A 20,530-nucleotide genomic window follows, 5' to 3' on the forward strand; every position below is an offset into this window, starting at 1 on the left:
TTTTTCGCAATGAAAAAGGCCCCGGATATCCGGGGCCTTCGTGCTTCACAAAATACGCGGTTTACGAAATCAGCTTCGCATCCAGATCAATCTTCGCCGCGGCCAGCAGACGTGAGATGGGGCAGTTCTGCTTGGCTCCAGCGGCAATCTCCTGGAACTTTGCATCATCCAGTCCCGGCACCTTCGACTCGTTCTTCAGGTGGATCGTGGTCACAGTCGGCGCGCCATTCACAAACTCCAGCACCACGGTTGCGGTGGTGGCCACGCTGTCGCCCTTGTGCCCGGCCTTCTCCAGCTCCGCGCTCAGCGCCATGGAGAAACAGCCCGCATGCGCCGCTGCAATCAACTCTTCCGGGTTCGTGCCCGCACCATTTTCAAAGCGCGACACAAACGTGTACGACTGCTCCTTCAGTACGCCGCTCTGCGTGCTGATCACGCCCTTGCCGTCCTTCAAACCGCCATTCCAAACTGCATTTGCACTGCGTTCCGTTGCCATAACAAGCCTTTCCTTCCTGCGCACAGGGTTACCGTGCGGGACCGTCTTCCGTTGTCAATTGTCCGCAGCCCTACGGAAATGTAGCGGCGGATGCTTCCCTTATCGGATGTACACGGAAACACCCGCACGAGCAAGTGCTGCGCGGTAAATTGCGCCTGGTGGTGTCAGGCTTTTTTCCCGGTAGCGCCTCGTCCGCCACGCCCAATCAGCAGTGGAACTTCCTGCTGCGGTAGACCGCTTGGCAACTTCATCAACTTCATTCTCCGCAACACCTTGCGCGCCAGGCCGGTTAACGGCAGCTCTGCCAGCTTCGTAACCCGAACCCATTCCAGGCCATCGCTGCGCAACGCGTGCTTCGCTGCATCGCGCCGGGTCGCTATGCCCACCACCTCCACGTAATAATTCGTGCCCACAATGGAGTGTCGGACACGCAGCAGTGGTTCCTCTAACAGCACCAGTTCGCCTGCACTTTTTTGCGTGGAGAGCTGGGGCAGTTCCAGCATGTTGGCCATCAGCGACGCTTTTGCTGATCGTCGCTGCAACAATACGTCCAGCCCATCCACCCTGCGTCGAGTCGTCAGCGCATAGCGCACACGCTCTGAACGCATGGGACTGCGCTCCAGCGTAGGATGCTCGCCACGCGTCCTGCAGAGTCCAAATACAGGGCACTCCGCACATCGCGGAGAACGCGGCGTACAGATTGTTGCCCCAAGCTCCATCATGGCCTGGTTGTGGTCCCCGGCATTGCGTCGCGGCGTCAGCGAATTCGCTGTGCGTTCCAGGAACTCCGCCATCTTCGCTCCCGACGTCTCCGGCAATCCCAGTACGCGTAGCAACACGCGCTCCACGTTGCCATCCACCACGGCAATCGATTCTCCAAACGCGATACTCGCAATGGCCGCCGCGGTATAGGCTCCAATGCCCGGTAACCTCCGCAGTCCCACGGACGTAGAGGGCAGCTCGCCCCCGTATTCTTCCACCACCAGCTTCGCCGTCCGATGCAGCATGCGCGCGCGTCGGTAATAGCCCAGGCCGCTCCACTGGGCCAGCACTTCATCTTCCGGCGCCAGCGCCAGCGAAATGATGGTGGGAAATCGTCGCAGGAATCGTTCGTAGTGCTCCAGCACGGCGTTTACACGTGTCTGCTGCAGCATCACCTCCGAAAGCCATGTGCGATACGGATTGCGAATTCCGCGCCACGGCAGAGCGCGTGCATTCTGCTCATACCAGAGCCGCAGATTGCGCTCAAATGCCGCTCGCTGCACTGGCGTCAATGCTGGCTCGGCGATGGAGTTAGAAGATGATTTTTTGGAAGCGTGCAAGAGTTTCATTGTAGGTGCGATCGCCATCACAGGCCATGCCGCCAAAGCGCAAGCCTCCGTGTACTGCTCTGTATGTTTGCGCGGAGGCCATACCTTTCGTCGCAGTACAGCCGACGACTCCGCGCTTCCGGAATGAACAGCATAAGTCACTGAAGCCACAGTCCGTCAGAGCAGAGACAGATCTACGACACTTTCAGTCGTGTTTCCATGTCGATACGGGACTGAAATCGTCGCAATTTACAAGGGTTTTCTACGTATTTAAGGTGGTCGTCATTGGAGTCCAGAGGCAACGTGAGGGCGCTGCCCCGGCTCCAATCAACTGAGTTCTTTAGAGGTGTCCTATGGAAGCAGTTCATGACGGTCAGTGTGGTCTCTGTACCCACTTCGGCGAGCACCACAGCAAGAGCAGCGCTCTGGTTAGCATCCTCACCAGCCACAAGGCAGACGTTGTCATGGTGGACGAGTGCGGACATCCCAAGCATGCCAGCCTGCACCTCAAGGTAACCCCCATCAGCGGTTGCGACGGCTTCGTTCCCGCCGCATCAGCGTAAGTCGCCCTCAACCCATCGCAAAGCCCTCTCTGCCAACGCGGCGGAGAGGGCTTTGCTGTGTACGGGCAAATGAAACACGCGACGAAAGCCGGGGCCCTCTAATCAATCGCAACTCCTTGAACCACAATCGGCGGAGACAGCAACCAGTTGTCCTTCGCAACAAGAGTTCGAAAAGTATCAACCCTGTTCACAGATTGGGACAGCAGCGGTGACGAAGCGAACCACGAGCGTCGCTGCTCCAGATACGCGCGAATCCAGACCTTTTCGTCCACACCCGTCAGTGGCGTACCTCCTGTCTGGTTGTTCGTCGCCGTCACAATTCTGGCCAAGCCGCCTTGCAATGAGGAGTCGTAAATAACCGCAAGACTCAGCGGTAACTTCAAACCCAGATCGGCAGCCCTCGTCTGCGCAGGTTGCCAAAACTTAGCCTGGAACAATTCGTCCTGGACTCGTTGCATGACTGGGTCTTCGGATGCATTGCGGAGAGTGTTCTTAAACGATTCGTTCGTTGCCAGCGATGCATCGTTGGAACTCAAATCGGCAACATAGGGCGTCAAGGCACCTGCCTGCTTAGCGTCAGGAGCGTTGATGTACTTCTGAACTAGCTGTTTAAGCGTCCCGCTGCGAAGGCCAAAACCCGCATAGAAAAGATCGCTCCCAATGCTTATAACGCTGTTGTAATCGCGTTTTGTCGTTCCCGTCTCAAACACATTCACAATTGCCTGGATTCGCCGTGAAGTTTGCGACTGAACCAGCGCGTCCTTCGCCAGCTTCTGGGTGTCCGGATCCGCGCTGCCTTCAAACTTTTTCAGGGTGGCGGTCGCGGCGTTCCGCAGTTCCGGACTCGAGGAGGTCTCGGAGTAATTCAGGGACAGTTTGATCGCAAGAACTGAATCCACACTCTCAATGAGCGCCAACGCACTCGATCTCGCCTGCCCGCTGGATTGGAGTTGTGGCATCAGGTCTTTCGCAAGCTGGGCATGCTGCAGCTTATCCGCCGCCTCGTCGTGCAGCCTCTCCTGCTCCTGCTTCGCCTGTTCAATCTGCAAACGCAACTGATCAAGCTTCTGGGACTGATTGAATTGCTTGTCCTGGAGATCCATCGCATGCTGCGCCTGCAATTCGAGCGCGTTGTTATGAGCGCCCTCGATACTCAATTCCAGGGCTCTCTGCCTTTCCTCCGTCTGGTGCTGGATCAGTTCCATCCGTTGCTGGCCGGCCGTGAGGCTATGGTTAAGCCATAGCCCCAGCCCGGCAATCACCACGCCTGAGATCAGGCTGGAGAGAGACGACAGCTTGTCCCAGATGTCCTTGTCTTTTTTCTGCTCCACACCAGGCGCCCCGGCTTCCATTTGCTCAGCGCCTGAAGGCGTCGATTCTGGTACCTCGGTGCCCTCTCTCATCGTGCTCCTTAGAACAACGCAGGACTGCAATGCGTCCACCTTAGCATGGCCATCTTCTGCGTTTTTCGGGAGTCAGGGTTGTACCCAGGTGTGAGGCATACCAACCTCCTGGACTTAGCGGTGCGCTAAACACCCATGCAACGGTGAAAGGGACAGCGCAAGCGCTGTCCCTTCCGGTCGTGCTTCGTTCGTTTACGGTTTACTGCACCGTCAGGTTGACCGTTTCCACCTGGCTTACGCTTCCGGAAGTTGCCGTCACCTTGTAGGTGTAGGTTCCGTTCGGCGTGCCATTGGGATTGGGCGAGGTGCCCAGGTGCGATGAGCCACCGCAACCGGATACACCCATCGTCAGGGCGAACAGCAACATCAGCAGTCCGCCGATGCGCGATGCGCGTCCCTTGCGTCCCACCAGCATCACAACGCCTGCCAGTAGAGCCGCTAGCAGCAGTGAAGCCGTACGTCCCGAGCCATTGGCGAACATCAGGCCCGAGCTCGTGGCTTGCGTGCGAGCCGTCGTCGTCAGTGTCACCGTGGCGTTGGCTGTTCCAGCCGCTGCCAGTGTCACCGGCGAAGTCACCGTGCAGGTCACGCCCGTCGGAGCAGTCCCGGACGAAGCGCAGGTGAACGCCACCGATCCGGCAAAGCCACCGGTCGATGTCAGCTTCAGCGAAACGGTGCCGCTCAAACCAGCCGAAACCGTCAACGCCGTCGTTGCATTGCCCGTCGAATCGCCCATCGTGAAGCTAGGCAGTACCGCCAAGCCGGTACCAGTTAGTGCCACAGGCGCAACCGTAGCCGAACCATTCAGCGCAATGCTGCCCGTGCGAGCACCAGCCGCGGTTGGCTTGAATACCACGTTGATGGCGCAGGTCGAACCCACCGCCAGCGACGATCCGCAGTTGTTGCTCTGCGCAAAGTCGCCCGTCACGGTAAAGCCGGTGATGCTGATAACAGCCTCACCCGTGTTCGTCAGTGTGAGTTGTTGGCCAGCCGACGACTGGCCGACAGTGATCGCTGTAGCAAACGCGCCATTGCCAGTCAGCGTTGCGCTGGTGACAGGAGCAGGCAGTGCCAGGTAAGCCAGCAGCGGATCGTGATCCGACATCGCCGCAGGCGTGGTTGCATCGTTGTACAGAACAACGGGGAAGTCCGCATCAATGTGGCCCACTGCAAGCGTCGAGCTGCCTGCAATGTCCGCCGTCACCACAGCGTGGTCCAGCACCTGCGCATTGCCCCACTCCGTGTAGCTCTGCTGAGCATTCGCTGGCAGAGTGTTGATCAGATCCGTAGCCACCGGATTCACAATCGCCACACCCGGCATCACTGCAACGCCGTTGCCAACATTGCCCGTGATCGTGCCCAGCGTGTCCGTATAGCCATCAGAGAACTGGAAGGCATTCATGTCACCCACTGCAATGACATGCTCACCCGCCTGCTGATAGCCCTGGATCAGGTTCGCCAGCATCTCGGCCTGCAGTTCCTTCTTCGACTGCACAGTCGCAGTGTTCACCGCGCTCAGCGAACGCAGATGGTTTGAGATCACGGTGATCGGGTAAGGCTTCGCGCCCGTACCGCGGTTGATGGTTGCGTGTAGCACCTGCGACGGACGGTCGTTCAACGCCGAGCCGCCACCAGCAACCAGGGTCTGAGTGCCCTTCTGCTCCCAGGTCGTCACGTTTACGGTCGAAGGCTTCACCAGGAAACCGATAGAGATACCACCAATGTCATTGGTGAATGTTGTGATCGAGTCCGTGCCGTAAGCCACATAGCCGGGCTTGGTGCCAGTGGTGGTATCCGCGTCGATCTGTGCAGCCATGTCCTTCAGGACCTGGATGTTTTCCACTTCCTCAACGGAGATGATGTCCGGATTATTCAGAACCGTACGCACCGCCAGCGAGAACTTCTTCAAGCGGCGTGCATACGCATCCGGAGTAACGTCCACAGCAGAGCTTGCCGCAGTCTTGCCATTCACGGGGTTGTAGTAGAGGTCATTCGCAGAGTTGGTGTCGAAGAACCGCTCTACGTTGAACGCCGCAACCGTGAACTGGTTCGCGTTCGGCAGCGCCAACGCCTTCACCGCCACAGCACCAGCGGTCGACACCGTCGGACGGTTTGCAGCCGTCAGAATGATGCGTGCCGGATCGCCATAGGGATAGTCAGTGGAGTAGGTGTAATCCACCACACCCGTTGCACCAGTGATAGTCGCGCCAGCCGACACGTCAATCGCCGTGCTGCCGCCCAGGGTGCTCTCAATGATCAAGCGTTCCGGGTTGTCGTCATACAGCGTCAGGTTTGCAGGACGAACCGCACCCGCAACCGTCATCGGATTGGTTGCTGCCGGGCAGTTGTCCACAGCAGGGCAGGTCGTCGACGAGAAGTCGCGGAAGTCCATTCCCGGCTCGCGGAACGGACGCGGAATGCTCGAGCCTGCCACGTAAAGCTGGCCGTTGGAAACCACCGTCTCTGTGTTTTCAGTCAGCGTGGCATCCGTGCCACCAACCGCCGTCACAGAAGGCAGGCTCACCAGCATGCTCTCGTACTGACGAAGCTGATAGATGCCGCCCGTGGGCACAGGGGCCGTAATGACAATGGCCGTCGGCAGCGGATTGCCGGTGCTGTTCACCGTCAGCGATGCGGTCGTCACTTCGAGCGACGGTGTATGGCTAACCGTTGTATCTGGATAGAACGTCAGCTTGCCCGTAACCGTGACATTGTTTCCAACCAAGGCACCTGCAGGATTCTTGCCCGTGCCGCTGTAAACATAAATGCCTTCATCGCCAGTCGATCCCGGTGTCGATGAAGCCGTCTGCATGTAATAGCCGGCGTTCGTCACCACCGTAATCACGCCCGTAAACGTGATGTTGGTGTTCACGTATCCGTTGCGGTTCGCCTGGATGGTTGAGATCGGTGTATCACCGGCCAGAGTGGTGACACCAAGGGCGATCTTTCCGGTGGCAGTCGCGGCGGTGTTGTCCGTAACCGTAACCGGTAGAGAATAGATGTTCGGTACCAGACCGGCGCTGGTGGTCAACGTGTAGGTGTAGGTGTTGGCAGTGCCGCTGAGCGCCATCGCTTGCGTTGCGCTACCGCCCACTGCGGACAGGTCCACCGTCGCTGTGACCGACGTGGTCGCAGTGCCCGGCGTGACTGTTACGCTCAGCACCGTGTTGCTACCAGCCGGGATGTTTGCCGGTGTAGCGGACGATCCCGTGATTGCAATCGTCGTTACCGGGGCCGAGGTATACGCACTGTTGCGTGGATTCGGCGCGCCTACCGAGAAGTCGGTGCCATTGTCATTGGTGTCATCATTCGAAGCATCGCGGATGGCGGACTTCGTAGCCGAAAGATCCGCCGTACGGCTCACAGATGCTGTCGACGACTCTGTGCAGTTCGCGGTGCTGCCATACCCTACAAAGTCGACAATGGCCGTGGTATTGGTCGTTGGACAGCCTGTGCCAGCCAGACCGGAAGCCCCAGTGCTCGCACCAGTCAGGATGGTGGTGTTGTTCACCAACACAACTTTGCCCGCGCCCGCAGCAAGAGCAGGAGCTGTGCAGCTGGCCGTAGTATCGGTGTTCGTGGCGACAAAGTCCGGCGTGGGCAGCAATGCGCCCGTCGTCGATCCGGTAACGCCGATGCAAAGCTGGGCCAGGTAGTACTTGCCCGCACCAATGCTCCCAGACAGCTGTATTTTGGACCAGTTGTTGGCGTTGGTGTTTGTAGCGGAAGCGTATTGGATCGTGTAGCTGCTCAGATCAACAGCAGTCGTTCCGGGGTTATACAGCTCCACAAAGTCATAGCGGTAGGTAGCGCCATTGTTGCCGCCACCGCCGTACACCTGCGAAATCACCACGTGAGCAGGCAGGGCGAATGCCGCGGCATTAAGCACCAACGCGCAGAGGGCACAAAGCAGCGCAGAAAGCAGTCGCTTCGATCCAGAATTTGTCTTCAAGGTAAAGGCCTCACAGAAAGCAATGCAGATAAAGGGGGACACCTTCCCAACCACTCAGAAAGGAAGGTGAAAGGACAACAACGGAGTTGCAGTGTCACCGCCCCACAACAGTTCGGACAAGGGAAATGTGAGCGCCAAATTACGGCATCGCTGCGACTGTCGCTGTCGTTTTTCAGCATGTCACGTCAAACGCGCCCATATTTAAATGGCACGTGAATTCCCAGCGCCGCCACACGACACGAACCCGTCCTGCCAATGTGCTCCCACGAGCTTTCATACGGTCAAAAAGAACAAGCCCATGCGCACAAGGACATGGGCTTTATGGAATGGAAAGGGATTCTCTAGACCGCTGAGAGTATTCGAAAAACTGACGGATCAATGCACGTGGGAATGTGAATGTGTCTCCATACTGCAAAACACAGTCGCCGCGTGAGCCATGCGACACAGCCCATCTTCTTCCGGCTGAATCGTCGCGTGCTCAATGCCGAAGTCATCATGCAGCATCTTCTCAATGCGACTCACAATCGCCGTCGTCTCCAGCAACGTGTGGTTCGCGGGCAATGCGACGTGGCAACTCAGCAAATTGCGACCTTCGCCCACAGTCCACACATGCACATCATGCACGCTGCAAACAGGTTCAATCTCGCCAATGCGTGCAGCCAGCGTTTCAGGATCAAGATGTTGCGGAGCCTTCTCCATCAACACATCGCTCGCCTCGCGCACAATGCCAATCGCACTCCAGAAAATGAACACGGCAATCATCAGCGACACAATCGGATCGGCATACAGCCATCCCGTGTAGCGCACCACGACGCCTGCAATCACAACAGCGGCCGCGCTCAACGCATCGCCAGCCATATGAATGAATGCTGCGCGTGAATTCAGGCTGTGCTTCGCATCACCCGCCAGCGCCACGGCAATCACCGTGTTCATCAGCACGGAGATAGCCGCAACCCAGATCATCAGGTTGCCCTCAATCGGCTCCGGGTTCCGAAAACGCCCCACTGCCTCAATCGCAATCCAAAGCGCAATCAAAACCAGCGTGCTGCTATTGAAAAGAGCCGTAAGCGTGGAGACGCGAATATGCCCATACGTGTGCCGTCCGGCAGCAGGCCGCTTGATGGCCACCACGGCATACGCAGCCAACCCCAGCGCCACGGCATCGCTCACGTTATGGCCAGCATCGGAGAGCAGCGCCAGCGAATGCGACACCCACCCGGCAATCGCCTCACCCGCGCAAAACGCCAACGTCACGGCCAACGAAACCCACAGCCGCTTACCGCTGGTGGGTCCGTGTACATGATGGTGATGTGCGTGCGAGTGATCGTGCGCCATGCGCACCTCCACGTCCAGAATAGAACGTCACCAATATGGATGCATTTCCAGCGACTTCGACGCTACCCCAGGGATCATCCTTCCATTTCCTACTCCGCCAGCAACTTCTGGATCTCCCGGTCAAAAACGTCGCGATCCACCACTCCCGCGTGGGCCACGGCAATCCGCCCTTTTCGATCAATCAGCAGTGTCAGAGGCATTTCCCGCAGCCCAAAGCGCTCTCCCAGGGCATCCGTGCCAATCGCAACGGGATAGGTCATCTTTGATTGCGCCATAAATGCCTTCACCATGTCGGGGCTTTCGCCGTACATATCCAGTCCGATCAGTGACAGACCTGACTTCCCATAGCGCGATTCAAAATCCACATACCAGGGGATTTCCTGCTTGCATCCACCGCAATTCACCGCCCAGAAATCCAGCAACACCACGTGGCCCTTGTACTTGGACAAAGTCACCTGCTTGCCATACACGTCGGTGATCGTGAAGTCCGGCGCGGCCTTCCGTGCATCCGCAGGAATGAAGTCGTTCTTAAGCTGTGGCGCTTGCGCGCTGGATGCGCCTTGCACGGTGGTCAGAATCAGTGCTGAAAGCAGATGCGCAGCGAAACGATTCATCCTATCCCTCTCTCTTCAACTCAGGAAGTTTGCAACCGGGCAGGTATCCGGCGTTGATCGCGCAGAACAAAGTGAAGGATTACTCCCGCAGCGCCGCAGTAAAACAATCCGAAGGAATGAGAGGCAGGTAAAAACACCTGTGCCGCCAGCGACAGCAGAATCAGGCCAGGCGCGGTGATCATTAGGAATTTTTCTTTTCCAACTGCGCTGCCAGTGCGACGCGCGTCGCACTGGCCGCGCGCTGCGGGAACAACCACAAGCAGCAGCAGAATCAGCCACGGGAACACATCCCGGTAAAACGCATTCCGAAACACAGCAGCATTTCCCACGAAGTCTCTGCCGTGCGGCAAAAGTACAGATGGAACGGGAAAGGGTATCCAACCCAACTGGACAAAGCCAACGAGCAGACCCATCAGGATCAGGTTTGATCGGCGTACCTTCCAGCAAGCAGCCCCAATAACAAAACCAGAGCACCATGACCACCCCGCCAGCGCCAGCACACTCCACAGCAACTGGGGCATGCATCCCTTCACGGTTGACCAGTAACCCGCTTGCCGAAGCAGATCAGGATCTGCATTGTTGACCAGCATCCACAGGTAAATCGCATTGACATCCGTCACAGCATTCGTCACAACTACCAGCAAAAAGACACAGGGCAGCAGCAACAGAACCAGCGCAAGCCACGGCGAGATCGAACGCCATCTCTCTAGCTCTTTGCGCAACACAAGTCCGCAGACAGCCATGGCAGAAGCCTTGTAACCGGCATCCTCCTCTGCCAAGTCTCCAAGAACAGTTTCTCTATCGTTCTCATCCAGAAATGAGGACAACCAAGCCAACAGCGTCACCTGGAGAGAAGTCATAGGAGTCATCGTTTTACCCACGAAACATCGCGGCTGATCATCGTGATGGTGCTGTAAAACTCTTCCGCCTCTCGCAATCCTTCGGCGGTCACCTTCACCATGCGTTTCGCACGACCACCGCGTTCCGCCGTGGCCTCGCCCATCCACGTGGTGACCAGCCCCTTCTGCTCCAGCCGATCGATTGTGGTGTAAAGCGCTCCAATAGAAACTGGTCTACCCACCTCTGCCAACAATCTGCGAATCGCAGCACCATACGCCTGCTCGCCTAAGCGCGCTGCAGCCGTCAGAAGCAGATATTCAAACTCACCCACCATTAAGTACACAATGTAGAACTAATATGGGGACGACGCAACAGGAATTCTGCATCAAGGCCCTCATGCCGAAGGCGTCGAGAACGGCACGAAGTGCTGTCAAGCCCCTAACCCACTCAACCCCAACAAACCAAGAGAAATAGAGTTGGCATGGTATTTCCGCCAAAAAACTAAAATAGAACCAGAGAGAAAAGGGCCGCGCTATGCGCGGCCCTAACTCCTTTAGAGAGACGATTTTGCCCGTAACTCCAATGGGAAGACGATTTTAGCGACGCCAAAGCCGTAACCCCAATAGAAAGACGATTTTAGAAAAACAGGGGGAGGGGGTACCCCACCATGCCCGCTAAGCGCAACGAACACGCCGAAGGCGTCGAGAACGGTGCGAAGCACTTACTTCTCGCTCTTCTTATTCCTCGCTCGCACCTTGAACCAGATCGGTGATCCGATAAAGCGCCACTGCGCACGAATCTGGTTCTCCAGGAACCGCTCATAGCTGAAGTGCAGCTTCACATCGCGATCTGTGAACAGGATGAACGTCGGCGGCGCAACCGCAGCCTGCGTCATGTAGTAGATGCGAAGACGCTTGTTGTACGGAACACCAGCCTTCTCGAACTCCACATTGTCCAGGAACTTGTTCATCTGACCGGTCGAAATACGCTTACGACGCTCACGTGCCACAAGCTGCACCTTCTTGAACACCTCGTCCACGTTGATGCCATCACGCGCACTGATGAAGATCAGCGGAGCGTAATCCAGATACTTCAGCGCGTGCCGAACCTGTTCCGTGTACACCTTCTGGTCCGCAGGAGCCTGTCCGTCTTCGCGGTTCGTGGTCACAGCGTCCCACTTGTTCACCACAATCACCACGCTGCGGCCGCTCTCGTGCGCATAGCCGCCAATGTTGGCGTCCAGTCCGGTAACACCTTCTGTGGCATCAATCACCAGCAGCGCCACGTCCGCGGCCTCCAGGTGCTTACGTGCCATGATCACCGATAGCTTCTCTGCCATCAGAGTCGTCTTGCCCTTGCGACGAATACCTGCGGTATCCACGAACCGGAAGCTGTGGCCATTACGTTCCACAGTCTCGTCCACGGCATCGCGTGTAGTTCCCGCAATCGGCGACACAATAGCGCGTCCTGATCCGGTAAGAGCATTCAGCAGCGTGGACTTGCCCACGTTCGGACGGCCAATGATGGCAATGCTCGTCTCCTTGGAGACATGCTCGCCATGCGAACGCAGCTTGCGCTCACGCGGAGCCTCTTCGTCTGTGGCGGATTCATCCTCCCAGACCTCTTCCAGTTCCTCTGCCTCTTCTGGCTCGGTCTGCGGCAGCGCGGCAGCAACAGCGTCCATCAGGTCGCCCATGCCAAGCCCGTGCTCACCGCTGACCGGGAACACATCCTTGTAACCCAGCGTGCGGAAGCTCTCGGCCTGCGGCGCAATCTTCTCCGTGTCCATCTTGTTCACGGCCAGGAAGACAGGTTTGCCACTCTTGATCAGTAGTCGCGCCAGGTCAATGTCCGGCAGCGTCAGCTCCGCGCGACCGTCCACGACCTGCACAATCGCCTCGGCCTCATCCAGCGCAATCTGTGCCTGCCGGAAGATCTCCCGCGGAATCAGTGCCTCATCATCCGGCACCACGCCGCCCGTGTCCACAATCCGGAGCACGCGTCCTTCCCAATCCACCTCGCCGTAGATGCGATCACGCGTAATGCCCGGCTCGTCGCCCACAATGGAGCGGCGCGTGCCGGTCAGGCGGTTGAACAGGGTGCTCTTGCCCACGTTGGGGCGTCCGCAGATGGCGAACAGCGGCGCGGCAATGGCGTCGGACGGACGCTGCGCCTCCTCGATCATGGGTAGTGTGCTGGCGAAGGCGTTCTCCGTCTCCGGATCGCTCAGGGCAGCGCGATGGACCAGACGCCGCTCCTGCACCTCCGCGCTGGAACCCATGCCACGCGACCCCTTGGGCGCCCGCGTGGGCTCAGGAATCCCCAGCCGCTCACGCTCCGCCTTGGGCAGCGCCCCGGGAGCCATCTGTGCCCCGGTAATGGCGCGACCCTTCTGCCGGGCAGGCGACTGTGTACGCACCTTGCTCTGGCTGAACGCGGCAGACTTCTTGGCGGCGATACCCTTACGCCCCTTCGGCGAAGCACCACCCACCGTCGACGCACCAGCCTTGGCCCCCTTAGGGGTGGCCCCCTTGTGCGGCCGCGTCACCGCCGACCTATGCTTTTTTCCGAGCCGCTTCTTTTCCGGTGCCATTATGCGTACCTGCTTCCATCTTTTAGGGTAGCAGCGCTGTGGTTGCGTTCCACCAGGAGCAGGCTCACAATCGCCGTCAACGGAAATGCCACGGAGATCGAAAACAAGGAGAGTCGGTGTGACATCGGGCCGCCCTCGCTCAATCCAGCCGCACCATAGAAGCAAAAGATCACAAAGGCAGTCAGCAACGCACATACGGCTCGCTGTCCACGCGAATATGGAAACAGCCAACGGAGCGCCTTCGGCTCCATCCTCAGAAAGAACCACGCGGTAATAAGCAAGGTGGGGATTCCTGCGACCGAGAGCAGCGTCCAAGGCGAAATGCCAAGCCCACGCTCCACCGCGAACGTGTCCATCAGTAAATCCGTGCCATCCGTAAAAGTGCGGACAGGAATGTAGTCCAGCAGGTTCCCGACGCTCGCAACGAGCACCCAATACGCTGCCATGGCCCATCCCGCGGCGCTCCGCCTGCGAGCATAGGAGAATCCGATAAGTCCCAGCGGCAACGTGATCAACGCATTGCCGAGTACGCCAGCACCACTCACCAGAGCCGCCTGTACACCGTGCCCTGAAGCAAGGATCGCGGCTTCATCCACGTTCTGATCGATTCCAAGCTGGATCGCCAGTACTGTGGCGGAAACGGGTGGCACATGCAGGGGAAAGGGATTCGACTTCCAGCCCAGCGCCCACGCCATGAATGAGTGCGCGTATTCGTGCGCAAAGAAAACCGCCGCATGCGCAAGCCACAATTGCGCCAACAGCAATACCAGCATGCGAGACCAGCTCCAGCGATTACCTTCCAAGTGGCGCATCCCCAAAGTATCTATGACGAAACGCGGTGCAGATACACTAAAGATGTTCGCCTTTCCTGCGCCTTTATGCCCGCATTTGCCGCAACCGAGAAACTGCCCACGCTGCACGAGTTCTTCGCGCCGGGCGGCGTGCTCGCTCAGTCATCGCTGAGCTATGAGCATCGCCAGGGGCAGTATGAGATGGCCAAGGCTGTCGAGGCGGCGTTGCAGGATCGTCGCCATCTTGTTGTGGAGGCCGGCACAGGAACCGGTAAGACGCTGGCGTATCTTCTACCTGCGCTAAGACTGGCACGCGAGAGAGGCCAGCGCGTCATCATCTCCACCGGCACGAAGAACCTGCAAGAACAGTTGTTCTTCAAGGACATTCCGTTTCTTGAGTCACTGCTGGGACCACTCAAGGTCTGCTACATGAAGGGCCGCGGCAACTACGTGTGTAAGCAGAAGCTCTATGCACTGCAGCAGACGTCATCGTTGCTTACCGAGTTCACAGAACTCGATCACTTCGGCAAGATCGTCGAGTGGGAGAGCCAAACAGAGACGGGCGACCGCGCTGAAATTGTCGGGTTGCCGGAGCCTTCTCCGCTGTTCTCCAAGCTGGATGCGCGCAGCGAAGCGTGCCTGGGGCAAAGCTGCCCGAACTTCGAGCCGTGCTACATCACGGCGATGCGTCGCAAGGCGCTTGAGAGCGACATCATCATCGTCAATCACCACCTGTTCTTCGCGGACCTGAATATCCGTCAACAGGCAGCAGGCGCGCCAGACGCAGGCATTCTGCCGGATGCCGCAGCGGTAATCTTCGACGAAGCGCATGAGATGGAAGCCGTGGCCAGCGACTACTTTGGCGTGGCCATCTCGCAACAGCGTTGTGAAGAACTGGCGCGCGATGTGGAGATAATGCTGCGCGCCAAGAAGGTCTCGTCGTCCAGCATTGAAAGTGCAACGAATGGTTTGCGTGAACGCTCACGTGCTTTCTTCGGATCGCTTCCGATGAACGGCTTTGAGCTAGGCCGCCAGCCGTTTCGTGATCGTCCCGGATTCCTGGAAGAACGCGGAGATAGTTATGCAAGCTACCTAACCGCTTTGGATCGGCTGCGCGACGAGTTAGAGCTCGTCAAGGATGTGGAAGAGGTCAACGGACTGAAGCGTCGTGTGACGGAACTGCGCACCTCGTCCACCTTCCTGATGGAGGCAGAAGATCCAAACACAGTTTTTTGGATAGAACGCCGCGCAGCCGGTGGGGTGAAGAACTTCTCGCGCACGCACGCGGGCCAACCCATGGCGTACCACACGTATCTGCAGGCCACGCCCATTGATGTGTCTGAGATTCTCAACACCACGCTGTTTAAAGATTTCAGTTCGGTTGTACTGACCAGCGCAACGCTGACCGTACAAGGCGGGTTTGAACACATTGCCAAGCGCGTGGGCCTGGTGGGCGCGCGCGAACTTGCCGTGCCATCGCACTTTCAGTACAACAAGCAGGCGCTGCTGTATCTGCCGCCTTACATGCCCGATCCACGCGATCCGGATTTTCTGAACCAGGCTGCAGAGAAGATGCGTCGCGTATTGGAGTTAAGCAGAGGCCGCGCGTTCTGCCTCTTCACCAGCTATGCGCAGATGAAGACGCTCTATGAACGAATGCTTGTGGAATTGCCGTATCCGTTGTTGTTGCAAGGGCAGGCGCCACGCAAGGCGTTGTTGGACGAATTTCGATCCACACCGAATGCCATTCTCTTTGGCACCTCCAGTTTCTGGCAGGGTGTGGACGTGCAGGGTGATCAGCTAAGCTGCGTCATCATTGACCGATTGCCATTCGCAGTGCCGAGCGATCCGGTGATGCAGGCGCGCATGGAGGCGATTGAAGCCGAAGGCGGCAAGCCGTTTCATGATCTGCAGATTCCGCAGGCAGTCATCACGTTGAAGCAGGGCTTCGGACGATTGATCCGCAGCGCCAGCGACCGTGGCGTTCTGATGTTGTTAGATAGCCGCATCCAACGACAGAGCTACGGCAAAATATTCCTCGACAGCCTGCCACCCTACAAACTGACACAGGACATCAACGACGTAGAAAGCTTCTTCGATCGCGCATAGGATTGCTGGAAGTGACGTCAGCAACATCGCTAACGCTGGCTAAAGAGTGATTCCGACGGCAAAGTGATCTGCCGGAATGGCCGCCGAGCTGGGTGCAGTCAGCGCAAATGTCGTGCCCTTACATTGCCGGATGGTGGCGAGTGCAGCAGGTCTTAGAAAGTCAACCTGTGTATCTTTTTCGATAGTCTTTGTAATCAGTTGCAGGAAGTCTTCCCATGCAGGTTTCACCGCATCGGGACCGGTCACTGTGGCTAGTTTCTGCAGGTCCGCACAGAAGTTCATGTAACCCTGTCCCGCGAACATGGAAAAGACCACCTGACTTTTTGTTGCCGTGTCCAAAGCAGGCCAGTCGCTGAGCCATGTGAATGTAGAGCCAAAACTATTCCGGTCTGGATTATTGGGTCCTTGCTCACCTACGTTCAGATCCTGCCATGCTTTATATGTTTCGAAGTATGTTCGCCACTGCCTTGGAATGGACGACCCACTGTGCAAAGTCCACGCATCCAGATCGTCTGCGGCAGACGCGAAGGCATCCCAGTTCGTCTTGTCATGCGCACCGCTCTTTGGGTCGGCAACGATGCGCTGAAATCCGGTGCCGGGGATCTTTACCAGCAATTGCACCGTTGCATTGCTTGTGTTCGTTGCAAAGGCTCGCATGTCTCGTACGGTGTTCGAAATGGCCTGGCTCTGATCAATCGCACTCAGCATCAGGGCAATCTTTTCAATTGCCTTCCTGTCGTTCTGTGCGTTCATTGCTAGATTCAGTGTGATCTCCGTGTTAGAGAGTAGGCCGTCGGCCATGGCATCCGCCTGTGCGGAGAAGTAGAAGTCCATGCTCTGCATGGAGCCGACATAATTCGTCTGCGTGGTGCGTCCGACCTGCGCCACAAAATGAAAGACGTTATTGCCCGCATAGACCAGCGACACGCTCTGACCGAACTGACTCCACGAACTCATGTTCCACAGGTTGAAGATGTTGCAATTGAAGCTGGTCTTCTTCTGATATTCCTGCTCCAGACCGCTGCCGATATCCAAAGTGACAACGCCTGTGTCCAGAGCCGCGACGAAGTCTCCTTTTACAGCTGCAGCCCATGCATCGTGGTACTTCGCCGCAGTTACGTCGATAAATGTGTAGCTGGCAAGCAAGGTTTTGGATTGAGTGTTCTCAATGGCGACTTCAAGATTGGCTTTAAGCCCATTCGCCCGGTTCAGCCAGCTTGTCAGTTTGTCGGTGACTTCATCTGCATACTTCTGCAGTTGGATTTTCGACGTCTCGGAGTCCAGCAGGCTTTGAAGGGTCTGCTTACCAGTTGGATCAGTTACAGAGTTCACGATAGAAGTCTTCAACGTATCCAGATGCGCTGTAACGTTTTCCTTTAGGTTTGCGGTCGCGTTGAGGCTGATCGTCAATCCCGCTGAGAGCGTCGTCGTACTGGATCTCTTATCCGATTTGAAGAGATGCAAGCGGCCCGCAGTGCCGATTTTTGACAGTACAGCTTCAAAGCGCGCGGCATACGTCATCTTGAAGTCGAGCGACGCAGATGCAGCGATCTCCGGCTTGACCGAAGCGGTCACCGTAGCCAACGGACTGTGGAAGGCATTCAGTACGTCGGCAGAGCCTTGGCCTGCATAGAGAACCTTATCCACACCCGCATAGGCGCCAATGGCAAAGTTCAGGTTGCCATCAAATTCATGGAAAAGGTAATCCCCATTTTGCATCGAGCTCAGCGTGTGCGAGGTAAACGGCAGCAGGAAGCTTTCAAAGGTCTGCCCAATTGCATCGATGACTTTTGTCGTAGGAGGAAATGCTTTGCAATAGGTAATGGAGTACGTGTCCGAGGTATCTGCTGAAGCTTTCACGCCATAGGCGCCGCCGGAATACTTTGCGGAGACATTGGCGGAAAGATTGAATTTCAACGAAAGACGAACGTACGAGAAGCCTTGCGGCAACGGGATTGACTTGGTCTGCGGAGAGTCCAGACCATCGGTATAAGAACCAAGGTCGCCGCTGTTCAAAATGTCCAGTGATCCGGAGGCGCTGCCCGTCAATCCGAAAGACACGACACTATCAGGCAGTGTCAACGCAAGCTGAGGGCTTGTATATGCGATTGAAGTCTTCTGCGCGTCGGGAACCGTGGACAACGTTCCTTGAAGATAAGGCTCCAACGTCTTCACTAACTGGAAGGCAAGCTGTGCGTCTGACTTGAGGTCTTTTACCTTGTCGGAATCTGTGGGGATTGAAGTCCCACCGAGCGTTATATCGAGAGGCATAGATCATCCCTTTCGCTGAATGCGGTGAGCCATCTGTGCCGCATTTCAGCGCGCTTACTTTGATCACGGGGGAGCAGGTGGATGCTCCCACCTTCCCAAGTTCATGTCAACGGGATTTTTACTAAGAATGATGAGACGTGGTAGATCGATCCGGAGTGCAATGGCAATGGGCATACGCGAATTGCGTATGCCCATACCCGTATATCGGAACAGCTCTGTGACGTCTCTGTTTGCTGAACTTACTCTTCCACGATGACGGTCTTGCCATCTTCAATGCCGTCTTCAATCGGAAGCCGCGTTCCTTTGCGGCGATCAAAGACCTTACGCAGAACCCACACGACCAACAGCACCAGCACTACGCCGATGACCATGCGCATCAACTGGCCATGTGTATGCGCGCCGTGCATGATGACTTGAATCACAGTCGGGCCGTATTTATGGGTCAGGAAGGCGTACGCGCCGTACTGAATCAGCTTGCCCAGGAATGCCGCCAGCAGAAACAGCGCTGGCTTCATCTCAAACACGCCTGCGCAGAACTCAAACAACTTGAACGGCGTTGGTGGTGGACCGATAGCAGGGATGAAGATCGCCAGAAACTCCTGCCGCTCGAAACGATCACGCAAACGCTCGTAGCGTTCGCGGTTGATCTTGCCCAGCAGGAAGATTTCACCGCCCACACGACCCACATAAAACGGCACCAGGCTGCCAACGCTGGACGCTACTGCTGCCACCAGCGGATAGAGAAGCCATGTAGAGGGATGGCTGTTCACGTCGGAGATCAGCAGATACTGCCACGGCATGGGTAGCATGGCGGAATCCAGCAGCGCAATGGCGGCGAGTCCCCACAGGCCAAAGCGCTCAAAGAACGCCTGGGTGGTCTGGGTGAAATGCTTGAGCCATCCGACGTGATGAGGTGCGGCTTGCGGGACCGCGTCTTGCGCGGTTTGCAGCAGGGTTGCGAGTGCGTGCAGGTGATACATCCTCGGTCATTCTACCCGGCGAACACGCCGAACCCGGCCAGTCGAAGCGCGCTTTGAGGCTGGGATGAGAGAATAATTCTGCTGTCGCGTAGCCCTCCGGCGCTTTTCTGCGTACAAATGGGCGTTCCGGCAGTCCTACAGATAGAGATCAACCCAGCGTGCCGCCATACCAGACACCCTCTGACGAACCTACCCAGGACACACCCCAGCCCGAGGAGAATCCTCGTTCCGGAAATCGCCGCGGCATGGGCCGTTATGGCGATCTGGAACAGCATGAGCTCATCATGCTGCTGGACGAGGTAGACGACGAGCGCACACGCGCACGCTTCCGCGAAGCTGTTTATATCTCCGTCATCGTCTGGCTCATTTTGGGCTGGGTCATGATCTATGGTCCGCGTTATCTATGGCATGCGCCTGTTATCGTCATGGCGCCGGACAACGAAAAGCGGTCTACCATGACCTATCTGGACACGCCGCCGGACCTGAAAGATCAACTCAAGCGGATAAAGCCTGCGCCCAATATCAGCGCGCACAGCACTGAATCGCAGAGCCCCAAGCCGAATCCGCAGGTGCAGCCGACACCACAGGCCGGAACGCCTGCACCCCCCATGCCGAAGCAGGCCCCTCAGGCTGCGCCGCAACAGGCCGCACCCGCTCCACAGCAGCAACAGGCTCCGCCCCAGCAAGTAGCTAAAAACACACCGCCCACGCCCACTCCGCCGGTGCCGCACCCGCAGCCCATGGTGGATTCGCCTGCGCCGAACCCCTCCAATAACAACCGTCCTAACTTCGGCCAGGGTTCGCAGAGCGCCGCATCGCAAATCGCGCAGGCCGCTCGTGGATCGCGCAATGCAGGCGACAGCGGCGACTACGGCTCCGTGGGCCGTGGCCAGCAGGGTGGCGCCAAGCAGGGCGTGCAGATTCTCAGCGACACGCAGGGCGTCGACTTTGGCAAATATCTTCAGCGCCTGCTCTCGGATGTTCGTCGAAATTGGCTGCCGCTGATTCCGGAAGAGTGCCGCCCACCGCTCAACAAGCAGGGCATTACCGGCGTTCGGTTCACCATCCTCCCCGACGGCAAGATCAGCGTGATGCATCTGGATTACTCCACGCATGACGTCGCGATTGACCGCGCAGCATGGGGTTCCATCACGGCACTGGGCCAGGCACAGCCTCTGCCCAAGGAGTTCCATGGACCCAACCTGGAACTGCGCATCGAATTCCGCATCAACAAAGACAATCCCGACGCGCAATAAACGCCATCGTTTCTGGC

Annotated in this window: 15 protein-coding genes; 3 read left to right on the plus strand and 12 right to left on the minus strand. The window is 57.5% G+C overall.

All coding sequences use genetic code 11. The features are described 5' to 3' along the window. Window positions 1–61: 61 nt before the first annotated feature. Entirely contained in the window at window positions 62–496 is a 435-nt protein-coding gene (locus M504_RS12640) for an OsmC family protein (protein WP_047491894.1), read from the minus strand. A gap of 164 nt (window positions 497–660) precedes the next feature. Then, on the minus strand, window positions 661–1,827 hold the full coding sequence (locus M504_RS12645) for an A/G-specific adenine glycosylase (protein ID WP_047494794.1): 1,167 nt from the start codon (window positions 1,825–1,827) through the stop codon (window positions 661–663). Between the two features lie 332 nt (window positions 1,828–2,159). On the opposite strand from M504_RS12645, the gene M504_RS21805 reads away from it, so the two are divergent. Next, on the plus strand, window positions 2,160–2,369 hold the full coding sequence (locus tag M504_RS21805; RefSeq protein WP_084214309.1) for a hypothetical protein: 210 nt from the start codon (window positions 2,160–2,162) through the stop codon (window positions 2,367–2,369). A gap of 98 nt (window positions 2,370–2,467) precedes the next feature. Here the strand turns inward: M504_RS21805 and M504_RS21355 are convergent, their stop codons facing one another. From M504_RS21355 to M504_RS21360, 8 genes are all read right to left on the minus strand, one after another. Continuing rightward, on the minus strand, window positions 2,468–3,772 hold the full coding sequence (locus M504_RS21355) for a chitosanase (protein WP_052200688.1): 1,305 nt from the start codon (window positions 3,770–3,772) through the stop codon (window positions 2,468–2,470). Window positions 3,773–3,971: 199 nt separating this feature from the next. Next, on the minus strand, window positions 3,972–7,724 hold the full coding sequence (locus M504_RS12660; RefSeq protein ID WP_047491899.1) for a lamin tail domain-containing protein: 3,753 nt from the start codon (window positions 7,722–7,724) through the stop codon (window positions 3,972–3,974). A gap of 375 nt (window positions 7,725–8,099) precedes the next feature. Continuing rightward, window positions 8,100–9,059 carry a cation diffusion facilitator family transporter gene (locus M504_RS12665; RefSeq protein ID WP_052200689.1) on the minus strand — a complete coding sequence of 320 codons (960 nt, stop codon included), beginning with the start codon at window positions 9,057–9,059 and terminating at the stop codon, window positions 8,100–8,102. An 89-nt stretch (window positions 9,060–9,148) separates the two neighbouring features. Further along, on the minus strand, window positions 9,149–9,673 hold the full coding sequence (locus M504_RS12670) for a TlpA family protein disulfide reductase (RefSeq protein ID WP_047491902.1): 525 nt from the start codon (window positions 9,671–9,673) through the stop codon (window positions 9,149–9,151). 20 nt (window positions 9,674–9,693) lie between these two features. Continuing rightward, on the minus strand, window positions 9,694–10,533 hold the full coding sequence (locus M504_RS12675) for a hypothetical protein (RefSeq protein WP_047491904.1): 840 nt from the start codon (window positions 10,531–10,533) through the stop codon (window positions 9,694–9,696). Window positions 10,534–10,538: 5 nt separating this feature from the next. Beyond that, window positions 10,539–10,847, minus strand: a complete 309-nt coding sequence (locus tag M504_RS12680; protein ID WP_047491906.1) for a PadR family transcriptional regulator — start codon at window positions 10,845–10,847, stop codon at window positions 10,539–10,541. Between the two features lie 387 nt (window positions 10,848–11,234). Next, a complete protein-coding gene (gene der / locus M504_RS12685) occupies window positions 11,235–13,106 on the minus strand; it encodes a ribosome biogenesis GTPase Der (RefSeq protein WP_047491909.1) in 1,872 nt (623 codons plus the stop codon). Next, on the minus strand, window positions 13,106–13,918 hold the full coding sequence (locus M504_RS21360) for a hypothetical protein (RefSeq protein WP_156993735.1): 813 nt from the start codon (window positions 13,916–13,918) through the stop codon (window positions 13,106–13,108). Before M504_RS21360 ends, der begins: the two co-directional genes overlap by 1 nt. Before the next feature lie 66 nt (window positions 13,919–13,984). Between M504_RS21360 and M504_RS12695 the strand changes: the two genes are divergently transcribed. After that, window positions 13,985–16,006 (plus strand): ATP-dependent DNA helicase, encoded by a 2,022-nt coding sequence (locus tag M504_RS12695; RefSeq protein WP_047491912.1) that lies wholly within the window; start codon window positions 13,985–13,987, stop codon window positions 16,004–16,006. Between the two features lie 39 nt (window positions 16,007–16,045). On the opposite strand, the gene M504_RS12700 is transcribed toward M504_RS12695, so the two are convergent. Beyond that, the gene (locus M504_RS12700; protein WP_047491915.1) at window positions 16,046–18,277 is read right to left on the minus strand and encodes a hypothetical protein; all 2,232 of its coding nucleotides are present in this window, start codon (window positions 18,275–18,277) and stop codon (window positions 16,046–16,048) included. A 239-nt stretch (window positions 18,278–18,516) separates the two neighbouring features. Further along, window positions 18,517–19,257 carry a YqaA family protein gene (locus tag M504_RS12705; RefSeq protein WP_232296271.1) on the minus strand — a complete coding sequence of 247 codons (741 nt, stop codon included), beginning with the start codon at window positions 19,255–19,257 and terminating at the stop codon, window positions 18,517–18,519. Window positions 19,258–19,415: 158 nt separating this feature from the next. On the opposite strand from M504_RS12705, the gene M504_RS12710 reads away from it, so the two are divergent. Next, a complete protein-coding gene (locus M504_RS12710) occupies window positions 19,416–20,513 on the plus strand; it encodes a cell envelope integrity protein TolA (RefSeq protein ID WP_047491918.1) in 1,098 nt (365 codons plus the stop codon). Window positions 20,514–20,530 lie beyond the last annotated feature (17 nt).

Source organism: Terriglobus sp. TAA 43 (genome assembly GCF_000800015.1).
In the GTDB taxonomy this organism is placed as follows: domain Bacteria; phylum Acidobacteriota; class Terriglobia; order Terriglobales; family Acidobacteriaceae; genus Terriglobus.